Raw genomic sequence first — 24,067 nt, 5'->3', positions numbered from 1 at the left:
TCCCAGGAGCTCATTATTTACGTCTCGCTCTTGCATTCTAAAAAGAGAACCAGCCAGGCAAAAGGCCGTCATGACATTTAGCTTTCCAAACATTTTCTTGTTTCGTTTGAAATGGTCGTTGATAGTTCCCCAGGCTGGAGTTTTTCTTCAGCTGGATTGGGGTATGAAGCTGTTATGACAGATGAAAAAAGAGAATTGTCGCTCGGAGAGAACCCGATAGCTGTGAAACGACACCCGCTTCGCTTCTTGGCCAGGATTTGGTGGAATTGCTTGCGTGCAACTGTTTCTGACGGATTCTATTTGAAGGAGTTGGCAGCTTTCGAAGCCAGTTTAAAGGGAGAACTTCCAACTGGCCGCGACGTATCTGATTTGATTCTTGTCGCGTGCAACGATGCTTACTTCGCGAAGTACGCACATGCGTTGGTCAATTCGGCCGCTTCGGTAGGTCAGCATTTCGCTGTACATATACATCTCTTGGATCCGTCGCAAAAAACTTTAGAAGAAATACAGTTGCTGCAGCGTCGCCATTCGACCGTGCGTCTCTCTTTCACGATGGACCAATGTGAAATCGCAAATACGCTTCGGTATCGGAACATTTACTATACTGCGGCAAGATTTCTGTTGGTACCGTCTCTTTTGGAGCGTGGGGTGACCCGCGTATTGGTGATTGATATAGACACAATAATGAAAAATTCGCCCTGGCCTATTCTCGACCAAGGTGTGAAGTCTGACAATGGTGCATTTATCTTTCGGTCGCGTCAGTGGAAGCCATGGAAAAAGATACTCGCTTCAGCTGTCTACTATCGTTCCACGGAACAATCTCTGAAAATGTCGAGAAGAATTGCGAAATCGATCCTCGCAACAATCCACCGCAGCCCCAAATATCATGTCGACCAAGTTATTCCGCACTACATAATGCAGATTGGCTTACACAGACTAAGATCCACTTATTCTCAGATGCCACCCGACATAATGAGCTATCGGTATGCACCTTCCGCGGCTTTTTGGACTACAAAAGGACCGGAAAAAGAATCGGAACAGTTCACACAAGCGAAGGCCCAATTCGAGAATTGAGCCTTTTCAAAGTATCACTGCCAGAGGTCCGCGACTTCACTGTGCTGACCTCAATCCAGCAGATGCTGCACCCGATCAACTGCCCAGTGATAGAAACTACCGGGTTTGATTGGCAATGTCGTGGGCTTCTTTTTGTGAATATGAAATCCTATGAAGTTAGGATGTAAAGTGGGTTCCAAGCCGTACTGGGGTTCAAAGATCTTCAATGCATCTCTTCCGGTCCAATAATAGAAATTCTCTTTGGGTGCGGCATTTTTGAAGAAACCATGACGGCGAGCCAATCTGGAAATCCCATCATTTCCGAAAACGGTATGTCCGATTGCAGTGGTCGTTATCTCTTGATGCATCAGTCGCCTCAGAGCAGGTTTGATTACGCGCCGACGAAATCCCAGCCAACCGGGTAGGATTTCTGTGCCGTTCATGTAAGTCTCAAAATCGTCGATGATGGGATTACCGCGCGGCAAATAAAGGGCGGAAACTCCGACGCGGCTGAAATTCTCCCTTGCAAAGTAAGGCGCATCTAGGGATGGCGCGAAGTGCTTTACGAGATAAACGTCAGTATCCAGCCACAACCCCTGACCATGTTTCATGAGCATTATCCGGAATAAGTCACTAAACTGAAGAACAGTTATACCCGGTGCTCGGTGAGGAAAATCTTTATTAATTCGTGAGATGGCGCTCTTGGGGAGAATTAGTTCGGCGTTGAATATCTCAATACCAGCGGGGACGTTGGTTATCTCATCATAGCAAAAGAGTTTGACCCGGTGACCCGCGAGTATCATGGATGCGAGGCAGACGCGATCAACAGCGCGCAAAGAGCGGCCGTACCAAAATGTACAAATTTCCAAGGTCGCTCCCGCCTTCAGCGATTGCTATCGAATCTAACTCCCAAAATCTATCTGCAGCAGGAAAATACAGCAACCCGGAAACTGGCTTGATCAGAGTACTGCGTCTTCGAGTTAATGAACTATTGAAATGTTACGTACCCTTCGATAGCTCCTATACTTCGCGTCAAGGTAGCGGTCGGTAAGTTTCCCATCTGTTCTTTCAAATGGCCAAAATCTCAGGTTCGGGCCGATTAGGCCTCCCTGTTCTCTGGCATCAGGGAACAGAAACTGCGACGGTTTACGCAACCTTTTTCGCGGGCGTCATCACCATATCGACATGAATATTTCCATACGGGCAATGTACCGCGCCGCGCTCGTCTTTCTCGATCAGGCCCAACTCGACCAAAACCGCGGCGTCTTCGTGGACACGCTTAACGTCGCGGCCCAATCTGCGAGCGAGTTCCCGCACGCCCACGGTGCCACTTCCCAGAAGCTCATTCAACAAGCGCCAGCGGCGTTCGGTAAGGTGAGAAAAGAAAGCTCCCGGCGTCTCGAAGTTAAGCGTTTCACCCTGATATTCCCCTGACGCCAAACCAATCTTGGCCCGTTGTCCGGCTGTACGCAACGCCGATTTCCAGTCTGGATTCGTCGTGATCGTCAATGTTCTCATGACTGCCTCCGTTTTTCTATTTCGGACAGAAAGTCCTCAATGAGTTGATCCAGTGTTGTGAACTGGTAAGGTTGCTCCTTACCGTCCAGATGCATATGATCACCTTTTCCACGCTCATTATCGAAGCCGACGACACGTTCCCCATTTCGAATGTAAACCATTCGGTATTTAAAGCCGTGGGAGGTGGGCGGAACCGGTGTCGGGACCTTCCAGATAACGAACTGGATAATGCTTCCATCTGTCTCGACGCTCTTGTGTTCGGTGATCTTTTGCGCCTTCATGTTGTCCATGATGCCAACAATTGAAAGTGTTGTCAAGTCGGCCAACACATGGATTTGGGGTTAACCGGGATCCACTGACTGTGCCCCATGCGAGACGCGAGGGGTAGACCTGACAAAACCTAGGGTCCGGACCCTAACCTTCGTCTGTCAAAGCGCCTGACATGCTTTGCCGGTAGTATGTTTCCAGCGCAGCGAGCCCGGCTTTCAAATCACGCGCGCCGCGCTCGCCAAGCTTTGCAAACAGATCGGTCTCAAATCCGTGGGCGAGCCTGGCTAAATGCTCATATGCTTTGAGCCCCGCAGGCGTCAGTTCCAGATGTTCGGTTCGACGATCAGCCTCGTCGCGCCTGCGCTTCAACCAACGGCGCTGCTCCAGTGCATATACCGCGCGGCTGACTTTGGTTTTATGCATCGAAGAATGCACGCCGATGGCAGTGGCGGTCTGAGCACCAAACTGGCCAAGTGTCGCCAGCGTCCGCCATTCAGGTCGCGTCAGGCCATATTGCTCGCGATACTGGCTGGAAAAACGCCGACTGATCGTCTCCGCTGCCTTGTTCAATCGATAGGGCGTAAACTCTTCCAGAATAAGTGGAACTCGTTCCAGTATTTCATGGGTCATGACTCAAAAGCCTTCTTTTCAATTGATAGTTACAAAAAAGATAGTCACAAATGCAACTAAATAGATGGAGGTTCATCATGACTCTCAATTACATGCCGGGCTTCGGAAATGATTTCGAAACAGAATCGCTTGCAGGCGCGCTGCCTCAAGGCCAAAACTCACCGCAACGCTGCGCCTATGGCCTTTATGCAGAGCAGCTCTCGGGCTCTCCCTTCACCGCGCCCAGAGGCATAAATGAGCGTTCCTGGCTTTATCGCATCCGGCCATCCGTCAAACATAGTGGCCGGTTCACGTCGGTAAAGCGCGAGCATTGGAAGACAGCCCCCAATCTCGATGATCATGAATTGCCTATCGGCCAGTTGCGTTGGAACCCGACGCCGATGCCGAAAGTCGCTGTAAACTTTATCGACGGCATTCGCACCATGACGACTGCTGGAGATGTCCACGGCCAAGTTGGCATGGCCGCCCATGTCTATGCTTTCAATCAAGACATGGAAGATGACTATTTCTTCAATGCAGATGGCGAAATGCTGCTGGTGCCCGAGCAGGGTAGGCTTAGCATCTTTACGGAGATGGGCATTATTGAGATAGAACCATCGGAAATCTGCATCATCCCCCGCGGCATGATGTTCAAGGTTGCAGCACTTGATGGTGAAGCGCGGGGCTATATCTGTGAAAATTATGGCGCAAAGTTTTCTTTGCCGGATCGCGGACCCATCGGAGCGAACTGTCTTGCCAATCCGCGTGACTTTAAAACACCGGTTGCGGCTTTCGAGGAAAAAGAAACGCCATGCCGCCTGCACGTAAAATGGTGTGGCAAATTTTACGAAACCACGCTTGGACATTCTCCGCTGGATGTTGTCGCCTGGCATGGAAATTATGCGCCGTATAAATATGATCTGCGGACTTTCTCGCCCGTTGGCGCAATCCTTTTCGATCATCCCGATCCATCCATCTTCACAGTGCTGACAGCGCCATCGGGCGAAGAGGGGACGGCCAATGTCGATTTTGTGATTTTCCCGCCGCGCTGGCTGGTGGCGGAGCATAGTTTTCGTCCGCCCTGGTATCATCGCAATATAATGTCGGAGTTCATGGGCCTGATCTATGGGCAGTATGACGCAAAGGAAGAAGGGTTTGTGCCTGGCGGCATGAGCTTGCATAATATGATGCTTGCTCACGGGCCGGATAGCATGGGTTTCAACAAGGCATCCACCGTTGAACTGAAACCGCAACGATTGGAAAACACCATGGCTTTCATGTTTGAAACGCGGTTTCCCCAGCATCTCACCCGCTTTGCCGCAGAATTGGAAACGCTGCAGGATAATTATGCCGATTGCTGGACGGGCCTTAAAAAGCGATTTAACGGTACAGTGGAGGGGGACTGGTCAGAATGAAACTGGCATCAATCAATAATGGCACGCGGGACGGTAAACTCGTTCTCGTGTCAAAGGATTTGGCCTATTGCACCGATGCTTCCTTCCTCGCTCCGACGCTGCAAGCGGCGCTTGATGATTGGGCGCGGATCGCACCGCATCTGCAAGCGCTCGCTACCAGCCTTGACCATGGCGCTGTGCCGACCTTGCGGTTTCATGAACATGAGGCATTGTCGCCATTGCCGCGTGCCTATCAATGGGCGGATGGCTCGGCTTACGTCAATCACGTTGAACTGGTCCGGAAAGCCCGCAATGCTGAAATGCCGGAAAGCTTCTGGACAGATCCTCTTATGTATCAGGGCGGCTCAGACAGTTTTCTCAAGCCCCGGGCTCCCATTCGCATGGCGGATGAGGCCTATGGCATCGACATGGAGGGCGAAGTCGCGGTCATCGTTGATGATGTAGCAATGGGTGCAACCATTGATGAAGCGCGTGATGCAATCCGTCTCCTCATGCTGGTCAATGATGTCAGCCTGCGGGCTCTCATACCGGCAGAACTGGGAAAAGGATTTGGCTTCTTTCAGTCCAAACCCTCGTCCGCCTTTTCCCCGGTAGCGGTGACACCAGATGAATTGGTCGATGCCTGGGATGGCGGCAAGGTGCATCTGCCCCTCAGTGTTGATCTCAACGGCAAGCCCTTTGGCCGGGCAAATGCCGGTATCGACATGACATTTGATTTCTCAAAATTGATTGCTCATGCCGCCAAAACAAGGCCCTTGTCGGCGGGCACAATTATCGGATCGGGCACGGTCTCAAACAAGCTTGATGGAGGGCCGGGAAAGCCGGTCGATCAAGGCGGGGCAGGTTACTCATGCATTGCTGAAGTGCGTATGATCGAGACCATTCACAGCGGCGCTCCACAAACGCCATTCATGCGGTTTGGCGATATTGTTCGCATCGAAATGCGCGATCGTCATGGGCGTTCAATTTTCGGCGCCATTGAACAACAGGTCGAAAAATATGAGCACTGATGCAATCCTCTATGATTACTGGCGTTCATCGGCGAGCTATCGCGTTCGCATCGCGCTCAATAGTTTGGGGATAGCTTACAAAGCCGTCCCGGTTGATTTGCTCCAGGCCGAGCATAAGAGCAATGAGCATCTGGCGCGGAATCCTCAAGGGCTGGTGCCTACATTGGTGCTGGATGGTCAGCTATTCACGCAATCCTTAGCCATTATCGAATATTTGAACGAGACTTTCCCTCAGGCAGGCTTTCTACCTTCCGATGCAATGGGACGGCACAGAGTCCGTGCCTTGTCTTATGCAATCGCCATGGAAATTCATCCGATTTGCAACCTGAGTGTCGGTGCTCACATTATGTCGCTTACAGGCGGAGGCAATGGCGCGCGCAAGGACTGGATGCGAAAGTTTATTTCTGAGGGGTTGACAACTTTTGAACAGATGCTGAACCATCCCGACACCGGCATGTTCTGTTATGGTGATACACCCGGAATGGCTGACTTCTGCCTTGTGCCCCAAATTTATAATGCCCAACGCTGGGGAGCAGACATTGGCAATCTCGCCCGCATCAACGAGATTGCTGAACGCTGTGCGACATTGCCTGCTTTCGCAGCAGCCCATCCTGATCGGATGAAATAAGCGCAGCCGAAATTACTCAGCTGCGTCCATCTTGATCACGCCGCGCCGGATCTGATCCTCTTCAATGGATTCGAACAGCGCCCGGAAATTACCTTCACCAAAGCCTTCATCGCCCTTGCGCTGGATGAATTCGAAGAAGATCGGGCCGATCACTGTTTTGGAGAAAATCTGCAACAAAATCCTGGTCATGCCGCCGTCTACAACGCCTTCGCCATCGATCAGAATGCCGTGCTTTTTCATGCGATCAAGCGGCTCATCATGACCATTCACGCGCTCATGTGACTTTTCGTAGTACGTTTCCGGCGGACCTGGCATGAACTTCAGGCCGTTCTCGTCCAGCCTGTCAGTAGCGTCGTAAATGGCTTCTGTCCCTACAGCGATATGCTGTATGCCTTCGCCGTTATATTTGCGTAAGTATTCCTCGATCTGGCTCTTGTCGTCCGTCGATTCATTCAATGGAATGCGGATTTTACCACAGGGCGATGTAATTGCCCGCGAGACAAGGCCGGTAAATTTGCCGGCGATGTCAAAGAAATGGATTTGCTTGAAGCCGAAAAGCTCGCGGTAGAATGCCCACCACTTATCCATATTGCCGCGATAGACATTATGGGTCAGGTGATCGAGATAATAAAAACCAACGCCTTCCGGTTTCGGGTCATGCTCTCCCAGCCAGTCGAATTCCGCATCATAGGCCGATTCACGATCACCATAAGCGTCCACGAAATAGAGCATTGATCCGCCAATGCCGACAATGGCTGGCACGTCAATGGTCTTGTCGTCTCCCTCATAAGGAGTAGCGCCCTTCGCGACCGCATGATCAAAGGCATGCTGCGCATTGACCACGCGCCAGGCCATCGACGGCGCGCAGGGGCCATGTTCCGCGACAAATTTCATGGCGTGCGATCCGGGTTCTGCATTCAGCAAATAGTTTATATCGCCCTGGCGCCATAAGGTGATCTTCTTGGTTTTATGACGGGCAACAGGCACATAGCCCATACGTGTGAACAGCTCCTCAAGCTTTTCAGGTTCCGGATGTGCAAACTCCACGAACTCAAACCCGTCTGTTCCTGCCGGGTTTTCTTTGCTGATTGTTGCCTTTGGTGCGTCGTGCGGAAACGGACCCATATCATCCTCCATATGTTGCAAGGATTATCGCGCAAATCATCCGCAAGGTGTTTGCGTTATTACGCTTGTATACGCTATGATATGCACGATACGTGCATGTAAGATAGAAAAGGTGCATTATTGGAACATTTGGACGCGTCAGATCGCAAAATACTAAGTTGTCTTCAGGAAGATGGGCGACTCACGAATAATGAATTGTCGGAGCGGATTAACCTGTCTCCCTCGCAATGTTCGCGTCGCCGGACGCGGCTTGAGGAAGAGGGATTTATTCGCGGCTATCGCGCGGAAATTGACCGGGAAAAACTTGGGCTTGGAATCGTCAACATTATTTCAGTGACGCTTGCCACGCATAATCGAGACAATGCCCGCCACTTCTCCGACCTCATTTCCAGATTGCCGCAGGTCATGGAAGCTCACGCACTGACTGGTGAGATGGATTATTTCATCAAAGTTGTTACGCCGGATCTGCGGGCACTGTCCGCGTTCGTGAACGAAATCTTGCTGCCTCATGAATCGGTGCAGAATGTAAAGACGGCAATTGTTCTGGAAACGCTCAAGGAAGACGGGCGTTTGCCAATATAAGCCTATCCCTTCATTGCAGTTGCCGAGAGTTTGCGGCATCATTCCTGCTGTAGATCATATTGACGAAGGCGGAAAATAACCTGACAGAATCGCAAGGCTTCAGCGCTTCACTTCGTATTCTTCATTGGATTATTGCGATGCTCGTCTTCGCAATATGGCCGCTTGGTTTGCTGCTTAAATATTTCAAGGAAGACGTTAAGCTCGACTTCTATCTCTTGCATGAATCCTTCGGGTTCCTTGTCCTTTGGCTCATGTTGCTGCGGGTGGGGGTGCGATTGATCCAGGGTCGGCCAGAGCAAGAGACGGATTGGACGGGCAAAGTATCAGCAATTGTTCATTGGTTATTGTACTTTGCGCTGATCCTGATGCCCATCAGCGGTTTTTTGGCCACCAATGCGCACGGCTTTCCCTTGCATTGGTTTGGCGTTGTTCCTGTGTGGAGCCCAATTGGCCGGGAGCCTCAGATTGCGCCTGTTTTCAGCGTTATTCACGCGGTGATGGCGTGGTTCATTCTCGCGCTTGTTTCGCTTCATATAGCGGGCGCACTTTTCCATCGGATAATCCGCAGAGATGGTGTTTTTCAGCGGATGCTCTGAGGCAGCGCGAGGACATCACAATGCACCACGCGACATTTCGACGTTTCAGCTTTTCCGATGCGAAAGGCGTGCCATTCGCTGATTTTTCCCTGCTCCAGCATGCCAGTCTCTGCGACAGCAGAAGCCATTCCATCGATGAATAATCGATGAAGTTCGATTGCTGTCTCATCAATCAACCAATCGCTTTGAGCAAGTTCGACCGTGTAGTCCACCTTGCTAAATACGGCCGCAAGAACATCGGAAGCCTCCGGGCCAAGGGCGGGACCAAATCCCTTATCGGATTTCTGATGATGATTGAATAATCGGATCATGAGAGCGTCATTTGCATGGGGAGCGTCGAACACAATCTCACCGGAATAATTCAAGGCGGCGTATAGCCCGCTTTTGGAGCTATCGAGACGACCCGCCAGACTTTCAACAAACGGCCTTGAGCATAGGTCAAAAAGTGCGGATGCGCTGACAAGTTCTGCCTCACCAAGGAACAGGGATGCCAGATCGTTGAGATCGGCTCTTTGATAGGTAATGTTTTTCTTCCCGGAGTGCTGCCGAGCGGCTTCCTGGAGCAGTTTTTCATCAAGGTCTATCAATCGCCATTGGGCATCAGGCACGTAAGGTGCCAGCGCCCTGAAGGTTGAACCTGTGCCACTTCCAAGATCCGCGATTGTTTGGCGCTTTGAAGCTTGAACAAACCCCCCGGCTTTTCGCAGCAGGGTTTGATCGCGCGCACGCCTGTCCAAAGGCTCTCGAAGTTCAAGCCAGTTAAGATCAAATCCGCTCATCTGCAGCCTTTGTCAGTGCTGTGGCGAACAGTTTTGCCGTGTCAGCCCATTGCGGCAGCAATTTGCTGTGATGGAAGGACGCATCTGCCAGTTGATTTGCCAACTCCTTGTCTTCAAGCACGCGCCGCAAGGCATCGCCGAAGGCAGCGGGATCATCTGGAGGGACGAGTATGCCGGCATCAACCGGCACAACCTCCGGTATGGCACCGGCGCGGCAGGCGATGATCGGCAGGCCGTGAGACAGCGCCTCGGCAAAGACCATGCCATACCCCTCATATCGGCTTGCCAATGCGAAAATATCAGCGCTGGCCAGCTCAAGGCGCGTGTTATCGACTTGCCCGACCAGACGAATACGATCTTCAAGTCCACTATCACTGATCTGCTTTTGAAGTGCAGCATCATAATCCACATCCATTGTTCGGTTGCCGACAATGGAACATTCCCAGGAAAGGTCGGTGATTGTGCTGAGTGCGGCAATAAGCACGTCATGGCCCTTGCGGGGAATGACCGAGCCAATGCTCGAAATTCGCGGGATTTTTGAGTTTCGTCTTGAGCGGATGCCTCTTTCTGTGCCGGGAATGGCGACGATGATCCTGTCTTCAGTAACCCCGTAATCGCTGACAAGTTGCTGCCGTGTTGCCGATGACGTTACCAGTACCGTTTTTGCATATGCCAAAGCTTCTCGTTCGGAATCGGCAAGCGCAATTTGCTGCTGCTCCGGCATATTGCCTTCAGAAGCAAGCGGATGATGGACGAGCGCTATAATTTTGAGCTTTGCTGACAGCCGTGCGGCGATCTTGCTGAAGGCTCCATAGGCCAGGCCATCGATGAGCACGAGCGCCCCTTCCGCCAGGCCCCCCAGCGTCTCTTCGGCCTTTTGCAACGTTGCGTCATCGGGAAACGGGAATCCTGCTCCAAGGGGAACCAAGCTCACCTGCCACCCGGATTTCCTCAGCTCCGAAACGATCTGGCGGTCATAGCCATAGCCGCCTGTTCTCGTTTCAAGATCACCTGGATAGGCAAAATGCACGGAGCGCGTCAAAGGTCTGCCTCATACCAGCCGCGAGCGACATGGGATTCATTGAGCAGCACCCGAATTTTGCAAATGCGCTGGCTTCCCTTGCCGAATTCACCTGACTGAACGGCTGCAGCCAATTGGTCGAATATATGTTTTGCCAGAACTTCTGTCGTTGTAACCTTGCCGGAAAATACCTCCATTTCATCAAGGTTCTGGTAGTTCAACGGCTTTAAAATCTTTGACAAAACCGCAGTTGCCAGTCCGATATCAACTGCCAGCCCATCTTCATCCAGTTCCTTGGTAAAAAATGCTGCATCGACAACAAATGTTGCGCCATGCATTGCCTGAGCCGGGCCGAAAACCGGCCGCGGCAGACTATGCGCAATCATGATGTGGTCGCGAACTTCAATTGCAAACATGGATGTTCCTTCTGAACAATTCAGTAGACGATACGGTGGCACAGGGTGGAGGGAGATCCGAGAATCCCTGCATAGTCGTGATCAAGTGTATCGAACGGCGTTTCCCCCGAAAACAACCCGTCAAGCCTTTGATCTGCCAACAGCGAGAGCGCCGCATTGAGGCGCCTTGCAAATGTCCAGCGTGAGCGCCGTGAGCCGCCGATCCCGCCGACTTGAGAACTTACGAGGGAAATGCGCTTTGAGTGAAACTGTCTTCCGAGATTGATCTCGATTTTCTTGTCGCCATACCAGCTGGCTTCAATAATTCGCCCTTCATAGCCAGCACACTCAAGCGCTTGATCAAGAGCCGCAGAAGAGGCGGAAGCATTGATAACGACATCGCAATCGCGTGGTGCATTATCCGGCAATGCAAATGCAATTCCGAGATTTGCAGCAACATTCATTCGGTCGGCGTTTATGTCGACAAGAGTGGTTTCAGTTCCGATGATTCCAGTTGCAAGATAGGCGGTGAGCAGTCCAACGACACCGCCGCCAAATATGACGACCCGGTCGCCCGGGAGAATACCGGCATCCCAGATTATATTGAGAGCGGTTTCCATATTCGCTGCCAGCACCGCACGTTGCGGGGGAACGCCAGCCGGAACGAGATGCAGATCAGTCCTCTTTGCCACAAAATGCGTTTGATGGGGGTGAAGACAAAACACGGCGCGACCGAGCATTTCTTCCGGCCCCGTCTCAATATCACCAACGATGGAATAGCCATACTTTACAGGAAAGGTGAACGAGCCGTTCTGATGTGGGCAGGCCATGTTCTCATATTCGCTTGCAGGCACCTTTCCATTGAATACAAGCGATTCCGTGCCACGGCTTATTGAACCAAACCGCGCCTTTATACGTAGATTATTATTATCCACCGGTGGGAGTTCTTCGGTTCGCAATGCGCAAGCGCCCTGTCTTTCAATCCATAAAGCACGGGGCGATATGTCCGGGTAGTCTTGCTTCATGGCTTATCCATTCCTTATCCAGGCTCAAACTACTCATTTGCAGCGCCGGATAAAAGCGCGATCGTCACTTTTAATTGAAACCTAAAAGCCTGCCGGGATGTTGTAGACTAATGATAGTCAGCTAATGCTGACTGCGGAGCAAAGAATGACGATCCTGTCGGAAGAGAACGTTCAAAATATCTATACCGGAAGCCAAACGCTGTCCGCGTCAAGCAAGGTCAATTCTGACCAATCTTCGCAACTTGTTAAAAGCACGCTCGTCGTCCTGACATTTGTCGGCGCTGTGGTGGCTGGTGCCTCCATCTGGCTGGCATATGCAAGCGATCTCAACTGGCTTTTTCCGATGCTCTCCATCGGCGCGTATTTGGTTTCAGGCGGGCTTGTAATGGCCATGTTGAAGACTCATCCCTACAGACAATTTGGTGCAGCCAATGCCATCACTGCCATAAGAGCAGGGATAACATGTTTGATAGCCGGGGCATTGTTCCAGGCAGAGTGGCTTTTGGAAACACAGATGCTGCCGGTATTGCTTGCTGCCGCGGCCATCGCCCTGTGCCTCGATGGAATTGACGGCTACGTCGCTCGACGTTCCGCCATGAACTCCGATTTCGGCGCGCGTTATGATATGGAGGTGGATGCAGCGTTGATCCTCTGCCTGTCAATTTTGGCATTCTTGTTCGAAAAAGCAGGCTGGTGGGTCATGATAATTGGCAGCATGCGTTATTTGTTTGTTGCGGCACAATATCTCGACACAAGGCTTCGGATAGAGCTGACGCCCTCCTTAAGGCGGCAAACAATATGCGTGTTACAGATAGTGGCCCTTGGCATCATCCTTTTACCTGTCGTGGAAGCACCCATTTCAACGGTGATTGCAGCAGTGAGCCTTATGACGTTGAGTTATTCTTTTGGATTGGACGTTACAAACCTGCTCCGTAGAGGTCGTCATCTGTCAGCGCGATCGAAAAGCGGGTGAGATGAACAGCGCCAGACCGGGCAATGTCCCCAATGTTACGATTGCACCGTATAAAATGCTGGCGGCAATACCTTGATCTGCCGTTAGTCCGAATAGCGGCCATAGGGCAGCTGCAGCCGCCTCGCGTGTTCCCCATCCGCCGACAGTTATGGGAATAGCCATGGTTAAAAGACATACAGGTACGGCTGTTACCAGACCAATAATTGGCAGTGGAGCGCCGACAGCGGCAGACGCCATCGCGAAGACGGCAATGTAGCTAATGACGATTGTCAGGCTAAGAATGCCCTGAACCAGCCATGCATAGGGAAGACCATAACAAACGGAGATGCTTTGGCCAATTTTGCGAATGAACTTACGCCACCATAATGACCCGGAAAACCATATCAGCAAGGTCACGACAGTTGTGACAATTAAGGCGCCGACCGCCACAAGCATCAATGCCAACGCCTCGGATGGCCTCAATTCGCCATCGAAGAAAGGCCATAAAATAAACCCCGTCCCGCCTACGAGGAACAGTGCGATTTGTCCTGCAAATCGTTCCAACAGGACTGCCAAAACCGGAAGGCTCCACCTGCGGTCTGCAGAACGGCTGCGCGCGGCGCGCATCGCGTCACCGACAATACCGCTTGGCAGCACCATGTTTAAAAAAGACCCAAGGTAGTAATTGGCAATGGCGCTGGCGGGTTGAATTGGGTGTTCCAGTCGGGCAGCCGTATAGGACCAACGGAGCGCGGATAATATAATCTGGATTTGTACGAGCAAGAGCCCGAGGAAAATGAGTTCCAGCCTTGCATTGCTCAAACTGGTCAGAATCGCCTTCCTGTCTGACAGGGAAAAGACCAGCACGAACAAGATGACGCCAAATATGGGTGTGATAAGATTTCTATACTTGCCGGAAGTCATGAGCCTGTCTTGCCTTCGGTACAAAGAAACTAAAGCATAGGACCGAAAAGTGGATTCTGATTTTCGGATAATCCGATGCTAAAACAAAAAGATAGGTCGCCGCTTGTATCCGTAAGGGCGTCCGGCGATTTCGCTGGCGGGAAATACTGGTATCACGTCTATGACGCATCGCACACGCAAGATCGCTGAATCTCTGTACAATGCTGCGAAGCGGCTACGGATAGTTTTTGCTATTGTCACTCTCCTGCTCATTCTTAACCTGCCAGGCAATCCAGCGGATTTTCGCTTTGCATATTTTATCCGGCTGCCAGTTGAATTATTGGCAATTGTCCTGCTTCTGGCGCTTGCGCGGGGCAGGGCTTTTCAAGCTGCGCGCCTGGCGATTTCGATCGCCCTAATGTTGGTGCTTTTGCTGAAACTGGCTGATATTGGCACCTATACTGCATTTTCGCGCGCATTTAACCCATTATTCGACGCGAAAATCCTGTTTGACGGCTGGAATATTCTGGCGGGAACCCTTGGCACGATTGAGGCCTCTTTCATCGTGATTGCCATAGTGCTTGGCCTCATATCGGTTGCTGCTTTCATCTATTGGACTTTGGGGGTACTCCAGTCGATCCATACCAGCCGCCCTTTGGCGGTGGTGTCAGGGATAGGCTTGCTCATAATTCCCGTCATTGCCTCGTATCATCCGAATAACCGCTTCGTGCAGATGCGCACAACAAACATGGTCATTGAGCGTGTCGCGCTCGTTGAGGGATCGTTGAGGGATAAACACGCATTTATGGCATTGCTTGATAGCAACCTCATAGCGGATGTTCCGCCCGAACAACGCTTTGATGCACTCAAAGGCAAGGACGTCATCGTGATTTTCATTGAGTCCTACGGTGAAAGTGCGATCCGCGACTCAAACTATTCGAACCGGACAGAAGGCCGATTGGCAAAGGTCGAGCAGCAAATCTCGGGCGCAGGATTGGCGTCGAAGAGCAGTTGGCTCGTATCACCCACCTCGGGGGGATTGAGCTGGCTCGCTCATGCGACCCTGCTGTCTGGAGTTTGGGTCGACAGCCAGCAACGCTATGATCAACTGATTGGCAGTAAAAGGCCAAGTTTGAATTCGCTCTTTCGACAAGCAGGCTGGCGCAGCGTGGCCGTTATGCCAGCTATCACAATGGAATGGCCGGAAAGCAGTTATTTCGGCTACGATACTGTCTATGCTGCGAATAATCTCGGCTATCGCGGCAAGCCATTCAATTGGGTGACCATGCCAGATCAGTACACGCTTTCAGCTTTTCAGAAGTTCGAGCGTGCCGGTCCACACAAACCCGTTATGGCTGAGATTGCGCTTATTTCCAGCCATGCGCCCTGGACCCCTGTTCCAAGGCTGATTGATTGGTCGGCAATCGGCAATGGAACGATCTTCGATGAGCAGGCAGTTGCCGGTGATGCCCCGCAAGTAGTCTGGCAGGATCAAGAACGGGTCCGGATACAGTATGCGAGTTCAATCGACTATGCGCTGGAAACATTGGGATCTTACATGGTAAACCATGGAAGCAATACGGTTTTCATAGTGCTCGGCGATCACCAGCCGGCTCCGATTATTACGGGGAATAACGCTTCTCGCGCAGTTCCTGTCCACATTGTTTCAGACGATCCGGCTTTGCTGGAAAGGCTTGATCCAAACCAATGGAGCCCGGGCATGATACCGGGAACGCAGCAAGCAAAGCCTATGGATGGATTTCGTCAGGAGCTGGTGCGCAGATTCAGCGATTGAGCTTAATGCGCGAGTTACGCGAAACCTCAGAATGTATTGCAGATATTTGCAAGCAGTACCGCAAGGGCGACACCAACGCCCAAAACCGTCAGATATCTGATTGGGCATGAGTTGCATGACCAAGCGGATTCATCATCCTCGTTCAGGTCTTCATATTCCGAGATATTGCTCGCTTTTTCCATTCTGCGTTCCCCGTGCAGTTCTGGCGTGGCTCTAGCCTAGCTTCACAACAGGTTTATGACGAGAGGCCCTGTTCCATTTTTCTGTGCTGAATAGATTTGCATTCCAATCTGTTGCTGTAAAGCGACAGCTTGCTTTTAATCGTAGTTCCGTTCGTCGGAGATAACCCTCCCATCATTGGGCAATGTGCCGATTGGTACGATTTTTACGTCGCCGCGCAGCTTGGTCGCCTCAAACAGTGCCTTCGCAATATAATCAGTATTATCCGCGCTCATCTGTTCAACCATCAAAGTCATTGCGTCCTGTTCATTGGCGCGGGTTACTACCAACCTTAATCGCCCTGATGCGGAAATGCTTTTGCCAATTGCAGCGATCTGCTCTGGACGCACAAACATGCCTTTGACCTTGGTTGTTTGATCGGCGCGGCCAAGCCAGCCTTTGATACGCAGATTTGTGCGTCCGTCCGGGCTAGGTTCATCGATAATGCAGGAGAGATCACCCGTGGCAAACCTGAACAGCGGATAATCCTGATTGGTCCGGGTAATCACGATTTCTCCCACTTCTCCATGGGGAACGATCTCGCCCGTGCCGGGCTGTACAATTTCCAGTAGAATGCCCTCGTTAATGACCATTCCAGGAACGTCACTTTCGTAGGCAATAATACCAAGATCCGCTGTACCGTAACACTGCCTGACCACTATCCCACGGTCTTCCAGTTCATTGCGGAGAGACGCAGGGAGTGCGGCCCCTGATACAAGTGCTCGTTTGAGCGAGCTGATATTCCGGCCAGTTTCATCTGCCTTGTCGAGCAGTATTTTCAGGAAATCCGGGGTGCCGATGTAAGTGCTTGGTCGATATTGCGCGATCGCCATAAGCTGGTCGGCAGTGTTTCCCGGACCGGCAGGAATGACCGCACATCCCAATGCATGAGCACCACTTTCAAACATCGCACCTGCAGGAGTCAGGTGATATGAAAAGGTATTGAGGACGATCTCTCCTTTGCGCACCCCCGCAGCATACAAGGCACGCGCAGACCCCCACCAGTCGCTGCCATGCCCTTCGGGATCGAATATAGGGCCGGGCGATAGGAAAAGACGAGCCAGATCGCCGGGAGCGCTCGCATTAAAGCCGCCAAAAGGCGGATATTCCTTTTGCAGGGATGGCAGTGCCGATTTTCGCAAGAGCGGGAGCTTGGAAAGCTCTGCCCGGTTTGTCACAGTCGACAGGTCTGTACCTGCCAGGCGCTCGGCCCAGACCGGCTGATCCTGGACTGCCCGGCCAAGAGCTCTTTGCAGATCAGTGAAGAGCGCCGCTTCGCGTGTCGCTGGCTCAGTATTGTCAAGGGCATCATAGAAATCGGCCATCTGGGTGCCTCCGGTGATAGATTTCAAGCCAGCCAACGCTTGCGTCTGCGGTAATGTTTGACGTCCTGATAATTAACTTTGCCCGCACCGCCGAGATAAAACTCCTGCACGTCCGGGTTTTGTTTCAGAACATCTGCGCTACCGCTCATAACGATATGCCCGTTCTCAATGAGGTATGCATGGCTGACGATTTCCAACGCCGCCGCTGCGTTTTGCTCGACAAGCAAAACACTTGTGCCTTCGGTCGCGTTGATCTCACGAATGATCGTGAATATTTCTTCGACCAGAAGCGGTGACAGGCCGAGGCTTGGCTCATCCAGCATGATGAGGCGAGGTTCGGTCATCAGCGCCCGCCCGATAGCCAGCATCTGTTGTTCGCCGCCTGACAAATATCCGGCTTTACTGCGGAAACGTTCTTTCAGGCGGGGAAAATAGGTGTAGACGCGCTCGCGCAGTTCATTCAGCCTGGCTGTCGTTCCCCCGGTTCGAAAGGCGGCGATGAGATTTTCATCTGGCGTCAGATGCCCGAAAACGCGCCGCCCTTCAAGCACATGAACCAGCCCGCTGGCCACGCGCTCCGGGGCACCGAGGGAAAGGATATTCTTTCCCTCCCAGGAGATTTCCCCGCGGGTAACGAGGCCGCGCTCTGGCCCAAGCAACCCGCTGATCGTTTTCAACGTCGTGCTTTTCCCCGCACCATTGGCGCCCAGAAGCGCTACGACATCGCCCTGCGCAACCTCCAATGAGACACCTTTAATGGCGAGGAAAACCTTGTCATAGATAACTTCGACGTTTGAAAGCGAAAGACCTGCCACGGCTACTTACCTTCCTTGAAGGCTTGAGATCCTTTGGTGATCTCCTTTTGAACAAGCTCCTGATAGGCCGATCCCCATTCGGATATCGGCTCCCAAGCCTCGCCATTCCACTGGGATACCCGGCCGGCACCGCCGCCTTGATGATCCTTCGCCGTGATGGTGATGGCCGGCATAAGGCCTTCAGCACTGAAATCCTTGATCTGTTCAAATCCAGCTTTGAGTTTTTCGCCTGTCAGTGGCGCACCCTCCGACTTCAGTGCATTGCGTGCGGCCTCCACCGCGACTGCCATGGTTGCGACACCGATATTGTAATAGGAGGTGCCTACCTGTGCAGCATCGCCTGCACCCAGACCCGGGTCTATCACTTTGGCCTTGATACGTTGAAGGATCGGCGTGTCAGTTCCGGTTGATACCGCTTCAAAGCGTTTTACGCCCTTCATAATATCTGCGCCGACATTCTTGGCATCGGTCTCTGCGAGCCAGACAACAGAGAGAATGTTTTCTGCCGGAATACCATTGCGAATGGCTTCACGTACGGACACAGGTTGACCGCCGCCAGCGCCCCAGATGAGAACATTGTCTGGACGGAAGCGGCGAACTTCACTCCACACGGCCGATTGCTCATTGCCGGGGCTGGGATAGCCGAATGCCTTCAGCTCGAACTTCTTTTCCGTAGCGAGGTCTTGCAAGACCGGCAAAGGCTCACGGCCAAAAGGCGAGTCGATATGAACAAGCGCAATCTTCTTTCCTTCCAAACCACCATTATCTTCGATGTATTTTGCAAGGACTGTGGCCTGTGACCAATAGGTTGCCATGGTCGGAAACACATAGGTGAAGACTTCGCCGTCACTTGCATCGCCGCGTCCGTGGACAGGCGTTATCATTACGACCTTATCCTTGATAACGCTGTCGACCAGCGCACGAGAAACAGGCGTACTCAAAAAGTCGAACAGGATCGCACCTTCCTCTTTGGCCCGATTATAAGCCTCAATGCCACGTTGAGGTTGATTACCTGTATCCCGGACGATGGCCTCAAACTTGTGGCCATCAATCCCGCCCTCCTGATTGACGAGCGTGAGATAGTCGCGTTGTCCTTGATTATATTCGCCGCTGACGAACGTGTAGACTGCAGTAAAGTCCTGAAGCAGGCCGAACTTGATCGGTTGTTCCTGAGCATTTGCAGTTCCCAGAGACACTGCTCCAAGCAGCGTGGCGGCAAATAGACGTTGTGTAATCCATTTCATGACATTTCCTCCGCTTGCGTATTTTGGTTTTTCGTTACCCTCAACTCCTCGAATGGCGGAAAGGCCATACGAGGAAGTATTTGCGTATGTTGTCGTAGATTTTTGCGAGGCCAAGTGGCTCAAACACCAAAAAGCCGATGATCAATGCGCCGTAAATCATCAAGGGCAGATGGGCGAGAAGATTGGATGATACGGTCAGGAAGCCAGAGGCTGCGAGGCTGGCCACGAGGTTGGTGAGTATGATCGGAACCAGGAGCACAAATCCTGCTCCGAGAAATCCGCCGATAACGGAGCCCAGTCCGCCAACAAGCACCATTGCAACAAGTTGAATTGATACATTGAAGCCGAATTGCTCCGGAGTAACAGCGCGGTAGTAGCAAAACGCCAGCAAGGCTCCTGTTACGCCACCTACAAATGACGATGTGAAGAAGGCGAGAAGTTTGTAGCGGAACGGATCAATTCCAATGACAGCAGCTGCAAAGTCCTTGTCGCGGATAGCAACCAGTGCACGGCCGAAACTTGAGCGTTTGATATTCATGAAGAAAATCGCAAGCAGAACAGCCCAGGCCAGTGCTACATAATAGCGAACTTCCAGACTTTCGAGCGACACAAGGAATAAGCTGGCGGCTGGTGTGCGCAGCGTTGCTTGAGCACCACCGGAAATTGCCGGTACATTATTGATAACCCAATCTACCAGATACTGCATGGCAAGTGTCGCCATGACCAGGTAAAGCCCTTTAACGCGAAGTGCCGCCGCGCCGAAGAGCGCACCAATTGCGGCAGATGCAATTCCTGCTCCCAGAAGAGCCAGTTCAAAAGGAACTCCAAATCGGGCCAGGTGAATGGATGTATAAGCACCAATGGCCATGACGGCAGCAAAGCCGAAATGCAACTGCCCCGCCAAGCCCATCAAAAGGGTAAGCGAGAGAGTGGCAGCGCTCCATATCAGCCATGGCAGGGCATAGCTGCCGAGATAAAGGTCTGACAAAAGAAAGGGAGCTGCAAGCGCCAGTGCAAAAATGAACCCGATCTGCCAACGATCGGCGGGAACCGGCCATAGCGCCCGGGCCTTGTCGTAGCGCGTGTAATAGACGCCTGCCATACGATAAAACATGTCAGATCCTTTCGATGTCTTCGCGCCCGAATATACCGTAGGGCCGGATCATGATTGTCAGAAGTATGATGAGAGATGTCACGACGTCCCGCGTGCCGCCGCCGACTATGGCATCTAGATAACCCGGTATGACACTTCCGAGAATTCCGACAAGAAGACCGCCGATCAGTACGCCCCAAATGGAATCGATGCCGCCAAGGATTGCCACTGCCACGGCTGGAAATAAAAGTGTCGATAGTGTCCAGTCGACACCTTGGACAGACCCCCATAACACGCCGGCAGCAACGGCTGATATGCCGGAAATCCCCCAGGAAATTCCAACAGCCCGCTCGACAGATATGCCGACAGCCCAGCTTGATACGTGATCATCCGATACGGCACGTAGCTTGATGCCGAGCCGCGTTTTGAAAAAGAGTAACGCCGCACCGATCATGGCAAGCGCCACAATTCCTCCAACCAGATATGCGCGGTTGATAAAGACGTCGCCAATAATGACCGGGCTGAGACCGATACCAAGATCCAGCGATTTTGGTGCAGCTCCGAGGAGCCCTGGACCAATGCCACGCAAAAGGATTTCCAGCCCCAGCGTCAACATGACGATCATGATGATTGGCTGTCCCACCATCCGCCGAAGCAATAATCGCTCGGTCAAAAGACCGAAGCCAAACATAAGAACTGTTCCAAGGATAATCGCAGCGACAATCGGCAAGCCCAGCGCGGCCAGAAGCCAGACCACATAGGCCGCCGTCATGACGACTGCCCCCTGGGCAAGATTGGGAACACCTGCCGACTTATAAATAAGCACGAAACCGATAGCCACCAGGCTGTACATTAAACCGGTAAGCGCACCATTGATAACGAGTTCTACGAAATAGGACATCCGCCTAGTTCCTCCGCTCTGTGAGGCTGCGAATAACCAGCGTGCGGGCAATCATCCCGGTTTGGCCGGTTTCATAGGTGATTGGCGCTTCAAAATTGATGCTGTCTTCACCTGTATAAATGGCGCTGATGATCTTCGCGTAGCGCTGATCGATAACATCCCGGCGCAATTTACGGGTTCGGGTCATTTCCCCGTCATCAGGGTCGAACTGTTTGTGCAAGTTCACAAACCGCTCGATTGCCTGGCCTTCCGGCAGGAGGGCGTTCAATTTTGTTATAAGAGTCTGGGCAAGGTCATAGACTGCCGGGCTTTGCGACAGCTCGGCATATGAGGTGTAGGATATGCCGTTTTCCTGCGCCCATTGACCGACGGCATCGATATCGACGCAAAGAATGGCCGATAGATAGTCTCTGCCATCGCCAATAACACAGACATCTTTGACGAACCGGCTGAATTTGAGCCTGTTCTCAATATAGGTTGGAATGTAGCGAACATTTGCCGCCGTGTGGACGATTTCCGAAACGCGTCCCAGAACCACTATCTGCCCGTCTTTTTCGATCTGTCCTGCATCGCCGGTGTGGAGCCATCCATCTTGAAGCGTTTTTTCCGTTGCTTCCGGATCTGCGTAATAGCCATCGAAGATATTGTCCCCGCGAAGAAGAATTTCGCCATTGTCACTGAGTTTTACCTCCACGCCGGGGAAGGGGCGGCCTACGCTGGTAAGGCTGACGTCTTCGGGTGATTGCGCAATTGCGAGTGCGCAATTTTCGGTTTGCCCATAGAACTGCCTTAAATTGAGACCGAGCGCCCGGAAGAAAAGAAAGACATCCTCGCCAATTGCTTCACCAGCCGTATAGGCGCGTTCAACCCGGCTTAATCCCAATTGATCCTTTACGGGTCGATAAATCAGAAACTCCCCGCATTTCAGAATAAAGCGCTGGTATAGAGACGGAGTACGTCCCTCCAATCGTCTGCGCTCGACCTGCACTGCAAACTGGATGCACCGCTCGTACAACCAGCGCTTGAACGGTGTGGATTCGGCAATGCCAACCTGAATGCGTGTCAGCATTCCTGACCAGGCGCGGGGCGATGAGAAGTAAAGAGTGGGTGCAATTTCGCGAAGGTCATGGAGGGCCGTTTCTTGAGCCTCCGGAATATTGATCGTGAAGGAGAGTTCGAGTGCAGCGGCAACAGAGAAAGTGAAATCTCCGACCCATGCAATCGGAAGATAGGCCATGTGGACTTCGCCTCGATGAAAATACCCGGCAGCAGCAGCATTTCGGACACCCGAAAGAACATGGCCATGCTTTAAGGGGATGCCCTTGGGGGTGCCCGTTGTGCCGGATGAATGAAGCAGGATGGCCACATCATGGACGCTCGGACGGGCAATAAGCTCTTTTTGCAGGTCGGGCCGCGTCTTCAGTTTCTCCCGGCCACGATTCAAAATCGCTTCGAATGCCACCGTGCCGGGAATGGCCATACCATCCAATCCTCGTGGATCATCATAGATGATCAGTTCGAGATCGGGATATGTCTCGCGAATCCCCAGAAGTTTGTCCACCTGTTCCTGATCTTCCGCTATCGCGATCCTGATGCGTTCGCGGCGCAATTGATCGAGCAGCTCCTGCGGCGGTGTGTCAGGATAGGCAGGTGAGGGGATCGCACGCAGACAGATTGCGCCCAGCATGGAGAAGTAAAGATTGGGTCTGTTGTCTCCTGCAATCAGAATAATATCGCCCGGATGGATACCGTATTCTTCCAGTCCGGCTGCGAAACCGATGACATGCTCCAGATAGGCGGCCCAGTTATATTCTTGCCAAATACCCTGATCTCTCTCTCGCATTGCAATGATCTCTGGCTGCTCGCGCGCATTGCGGGCGAGCACTGTGATGAGGTGGTCATCATCCTGCCAGTTGGAATGGAGGGGGGCGTTTAAGCCGAGGTTGGAAGAGTCATGCCGCATTGCGTGCCTTTCCCAAATATGCTTCGACGACATGAGGATCGGCGATTGCTTCCAGGGCGGGACCTTCAGCAATTTTGGAGCCATTATTGAGGACAAGAATCCGGTCACAAATTGCCGTGACCACATCCATATGATGCTCAATGATCAGGACCGAAAGACCGAGAGCTTTCTGCGCATCCAGGATGAAGCGCACCATATACTCCTTCTCCTCCTGGTTCATCCCTGCCATCGGCTCGTCAAGGACCAGCAGTTGCGGTTCGGCAGACAATGCGCGCGCAAGTTCAACACGCTTCTGCAGACCGAGAGGAATGGTATCGACGTGTTCGTCGCGGACACTTTCAAGCTGTAGAAGGTCAATAACCTCTTCCACCTTGTGCCGGTGCCTGTTCTCTTCCTTTCTGGCCCACCACCAATAGAATAATGAGGCTAGCGGGTTGGGGTTCATGTAGATGTGGCGGCCAAGCAGGATGTTATCGAGAACACTCATGCCGCGGAACAATGCAACATTCTGGAATGTGCGGGCTATGCCGCGCTCGGCAATCCGATATGGCTTCAGGCCGTTTATCTTTTCGCCCTTGAAGTGAATGCTGCCTTCCTGCGGCGGATAGAAACCGGTGACAGCATTGACCAGTGTGGTTTTCCCCGAACCGTTCGGGCCAACCAGTCCAAAAATCTCGCCGCTTCCGATTGAGACGGAAACATTCTTGAGCGCATGCACGCCTTGAAACCAGCGACTTACATTGTCACATACGAGGACAGGCTGAGATGAATTTGTCACTGCTGTCATCGTGCCCGGCATCCCATACATAATGGACGCAGACAATCCGCTGT

26 protein-coding genes are annotated in these 24,067 nt (G+C 52.2%); 8 read left to right on the top strand and 18 right to left on the bottom strand.

All coding sequences use genetic code 11. The features are described from left to right. Positions 1 to 174: 174 nt before the first annotated feature. Positions 175 to 1,074 carry a hypothetical protein gene (locus ACYJL1_RS21210; protein WP_460899099.1) on the top strand — a complete coding sequence of 300 codons (900 nt, stop codon included), beginning with the start codon at positions 175 to 177 and terminating at the stop codon, positions 1,072 to 1,074. Between the two features lie 50 nt (positions 1,075 to 1,124). Here ACYJL1_RS21210 and ACYJL1_RS21205 read toward each other — a convergent pair whose 3' ends face one another. From ACYJL1_RS21205 to ACYJL1_RS21190, 4 genes are all read right to left on the bottom strand, one after another. Beyond that, positions 1,125 to 1,922 (bottom strand): glycosyltransferase family 32 protein, encoded by a 798-nt coding sequence (locus ACYJL1_RS21205; protein ID WP_460899098.1) that lies wholly within the window; start codon positions 1,920 to 1,922, stop codon positions 1,125 to 1,127. Positions 1,923 to 2,199: 277 nt separating this feature from the next. Further along, positions 2,200 to 2,571, bottom strand: a complete 372-nt coding sequence (locus ACYJL1_RS21200; protein WP_460899097.1) for an HVO_A0114 family putative DNA-binding protein — start codon at positions 2,569 to 2,571, stop codon at positions 2,200 to 2,202. Next, the gene (locus ACYJL1_RS21195) at positions 2,568 to 2,888 is read right to left on the bottom strand and encodes a toxin-antitoxin system TumE family protein (RefSeq protein WP_460899096.1); all 321 of its coding nucleotides are present in this window, start codon (positions 2,886 to 2,888) and stop codon (positions 2,568 to 2,570) included. Before ACYJL1_RS21195 ends, ACYJL1_RS21200 begins: the two co-directional genes overlap by 4 nt. 97 nt (positions 2,889 to 2,985) lie before the next feature. Beyond that, positions 2,986 to 3,471, bottom strand: a complete 486-nt coding sequence (locus ACYJL1_RS21190; RefSeq protein WP_460899095.1) for a MarR family winged helix-turn-helix transcriptional regulator — start codon at positions 3,469 to 3,471, stop codon at positions 2,986 to 2,988. Positions 3,472 to 3,548: 77 nt separating this feature from the next. On the opposite strand from ACYJL1_RS21190, the gene hmgA reads away from it, so the two are divergent. From hmgA to maiA, 3 genes are read left to right on the top strand one after another with little or no spacing between them, the layout of a single operon-like run. After that, positions 3,549 to 4,865, top strand: a complete 1,317-nt coding sequence (gene hmgA, locus ACYJL1_RS21185; protein ID WP_460899094.1) for a homogentisate 1,2-dioxygenase — start codon at positions 3,549 to 3,551, stop codon at positions 4,863 to 4,865. Beyond that, positions 4,862 to 5,875 carry a fumarylacetoacetate hydrolase family protein gene (locus tag ACYJL1_RS21180; RefSeq protein WP_460899093.1) on the top strand — a complete coding sequence of 338 codons (1,014 nt, stop codon included), beginning with the start codon at positions 4,862 to 4,864 and terminating at the stop codon, positions 5,873 to 5,875. The genes hmgA and ACYJL1_RS21180 overlap by 4 nt, the downstream gene beginning before the upstream one ends. Next, positions 5,865 to 6,503 carry a maleylacetoacetate isomerase gene (gene maiA, locus ACYJL1_RS21175; protein ID WP_460899092.1) on the top strand — a complete coding sequence of 213 codons (639 nt, stop codon included), beginning with the start codon at positions 5,865 to 5,867 and terminating at the stop codon, positions 6,501 to 6,503. Before ACYJL1_RS21180 ends, maiA begins: the two co-directional genes overlap by 11 nt. A 12-nt stretch (positions 6,504 to 6,515) precedes the next feature. Here the strand turns inward: maiA and hppD are convergent, their stop codons facing one another. Next, on the bottom strand, positions 6,516 to 7,628 hold the full coding sequence (gene hppD / locus ACYJL1_RS21170; RefSeq protein WP_460899091.1) for a 4-hydroxyphenylpyruvate dioxygenase: 1,113 nt from the start codon (positions 7,626 to 7,628) through the stop codon (positions 6,516 to 6,518). 120 nt (positions 7,629 to 7,748) lie between these two features. Here hppD and ACYJL1_RS21165 point away from each other — a divergent pair, with 120 nt between their 5' ends. Together ACYJL1_RS21165 and ACYJL1_RS21160 are read left to right on the top strand one after the other, a co-directional pair. Beyond that, positions 7,749 to 8,210 carry an Lrp/AsnC family transcriptional regulator gene (locus ACYJL1_RS21165; protein ID WP_460899090.1) on the top strand — a complete coding sequence of 154 codons (462 nt, stop codon included), beginning with the start codon at positions 7,749 to 7,751 and terminating at the stop codon, positions 8,208 to 8,210. Positions 8,211 to 8,347: 137 nt separating this feature from the next. Continuing rightward, positions 8,348 to 8,806 (top strand): cytochrome b, encoded by a 459-nt coding sequence (locus ACYJL1_RS21160; protein WP_460899089.1) that lies wholly within the window; start codon positions 8,348 to 8,350, stop codon positions 8,804 to 8,806. Here ACYJL1_RS21160 and ACYJL1_RS21155 read toward each other — a convergent pair. From ACYJL1_RS21155 to ACYJL1_RS21140, 4 genes are read right to left on the bottom strand one after another with little or no spacing between them, the layout of a single operon-like run. After that, a complete protein-coding gene (locus ACYJL1_RS21155) occupies positions 8,791 to 9,585 on the bottom strand; it encodes a class I SAM-dependent methyltransferase (RefSeq protein WP_460899088.1) in 795 nt (264 codons plus the stop codon). The two genes, ACYJL1_RS21160 and ACYJL1_RS21155, sit on opposite strands and share 16 nt — an antisense overlap. Next, positions 9,572 to 10,627, bottom strand: a complete 1,056-nt coding sequence (locus ACYJL1_RS21150; protein WP_460899087.1) for a glycosyltransferase family 4 protein — start codon at positions 10,625 to 10,627, stop codon at positions 9,572 to 9,574. Before ACYJL1_RS21150 ends, ACYJL1_RS21155 begins: the two co-directional genes overlap by 14 nt. After that, entirely contained in the window at positions 10,624 to 11,022 is a 399-nt protein-coding gene (locus ACYJL1_RS21145; RefSeq protein WP_460899086.1) for a 6-pyruvoyl trahydropterin synthase family protein, read from the bottom strand. Before ACYJL1_RS21145 ends, ACYJL1_RS21150 begins: the two co-directional genes overlap by 4 nt. A 20-nt stretch (positions 11,023 to 11,042) precedes the next feature. Then, positions 11,043 to 12,026: a zinc-dependent alcohol dehydrogenase gene (locus ACYJL1_RS21140; protein WP_460899085.1), complete on the bottom strand. Its 984-nt coding sequence runs from the start codon at positions 12,024 to 12,026 to the stop codon at positions 11,043 to 11,045. Between the two features lie 145 nt (positions 12,027 to 12,171). On the opposite strand from ACYJL1_RS21140, the gene ACYJL1_RS21135 reads away from it, so the two are divergent. After that, on the top strand, positions 12,172 to 12,999 hold the full coding sequence (locus tag ACYJL1_RS21135; protein ID WP_460899084.1) for a CDP-alcohol phosphatidyltransferase family protein: 828 nt from the start codon (positions 12,172 to 12,174) through the stop codon (positions 12,997 to 12,999). On the opposite strand, the gene ACYJL1_RS21130 is transcribed toward ACYJL1_RS21135, so the two are convergent. Continuing rightward, positions 12,976 to 13,902, bottom strand: coding sequence for a lysylphosphatidylglycerol synthase transmembrane domain-containing protein (locus ACYJL1_RS21130; protein WP_460899083.1), 927 nt, complete (start codon positions 13,900 to 13,902; stop codon positions 12,976 to 12,978). The two genes, ACYJL1_RS21135 and ACYJL1_RS21130, sit on opposite strands and share 24 nt — an antisense overlap. 160 nt (positions 13,903 to 14,062) lie before the next feature. Here ACYJL1_RS21130 and ACYJL1_RS21125 point away from each other — a divergent pair, with 160 nt between their 5' ends. Continuing rightward, the gene (locus tag ACYJL1_RS21125; protein WP_460899082.1) at positions 14,063 to 15,676 is read left to right on the top strand and encodes a sulfatase-like hydrolase/transferase; all 1,614 of its coding nucleotides are present in this window, start codon (positions 14,063 to 14,065) and stop codon (positions 15,674 to 15,676) included. A gap of 26 nt (positions 15,677 to 15,702) precedes the next feature. Here the strand turns inward: ACYJL1_RS21125 and ACYJL1_RS21120 are convergent, their stop codons facing one another. The 8 genes from ACYJL1_RS21120 to ACYJL1_RS21085 form a co-directional block, all read right to left on the bottom strand. Further along, positions 15,703 to 15,858 (bottom strand): hypothetical protein, encoded by a 156-nt coding sequence (locus ACYJL1_RS21120; RefSeq protein WP_460899081.1) that lies wholly within the window; start codon positions 15,856 to 15,858, stop codon positions 15,703 to 15,705. A 135-nt stretch (positions 15,859 to 15,993) separates the two neighbouring features. Next, positions 15,994 to 17,220 (bottom strand): phenylacetate--CoA ligase family protein, encoded by a 1,227-nt coding sequence (locus ACYJL1_RS21115; protein ID WP_460899080.1) that lies wholly within the window; start codon positions 17,218 to 17,220, stop codon positions 15,994 to 15,996. A gap of 23 nt (positions 17,221 to 17,243) precedes the next feature. After that, positions 17,244 to 18,035 (bottom strand): ABC transporter ATP-binding protein, encoded by a 792-nt coding sequence (locus ACYJL1_RS21110; RefSeq protein ID WP_460899079.1) that lies wholly within the window; start codon positions 18,033 to 18,035, stop codon positions 17,244 to 17,246. A 2-nt stretch (positions 18,036 to 18,037) separates the two neighbouring features. Then, positions 18,038 to 19,279, bottom strand: coding sequence for an ABC transporter substrate-binding protein (locus ACYJL1_RS21105; RefSeq protein WP_460899078.1), 1,242 nt, complete (start codon positions 19,277 to 19,279; stop codon positions 18,038 to 18,040). A 40-nt stretch (positions 19,280 to 19,319) separates the two neighbouring features. Beyond that, positions 19,320 to 20,393 (bottom strand): branched-chain amino acid ABC transporter permease, encoded by a 1,074-nt coding sequence (locus ACYJL1_RS21100; RefSeq protein WP_460899077.1) that lies wholly within the window; start codon positions 20,391 to 20,393, stop codon positions 19,320 to 19,322. 1 nt (position 20,394) lies between these two features. Beyond that, the gene (locus ACYJL1_RS21095) at positions 20,395 to 21,273 is read right to left on the bottom strand and encodes a branched-chain amino acid ABC transporter permease (RefSeq protein WP_460899076.1); all 879 of its coding nucleotides are present in this window, start codon (positions 21,271 to 21,273) and stop codon (positions 20,395 to 20,397) included. Positions 21,274 to 21,277: 4 nt separating this feature from the next. After that, on the bottom strand, positions 21,278 to 23,236 hold the full coding sequence (locus ACYJL1_RS21090) for an AMP-dependent synthetase/ligase (protein WP_460899075.1): 1,959 nt from the start codon (positions 23,234 to 23,236) through the stop codon (positions 21,278 to 21,280). After that, entirely contained in the window at positions 23,226 to 24,023 is a 798-nt protein-coding gene (locus ACYJL1_RS21085; protein WP_460899074.1) for an ABC transporter ATP-binding protein, read from the bottom strand. Before ACYJL1_RS21085 ends, ACYJL1_RS21090 begins: the two co-directional genes overlap by 11 nt. Positions 24,024 to 24,067 lie beyond the last annotated feature (44 nt).

This window comes from Phyllobacterium sp. K27, assembly GCF_054796155.1.
The sequence above is the reverse complement of the archived record's forward strand: the minus strand, read 5'-3'. Positions and strand labels throughout refer to the sequence as shown.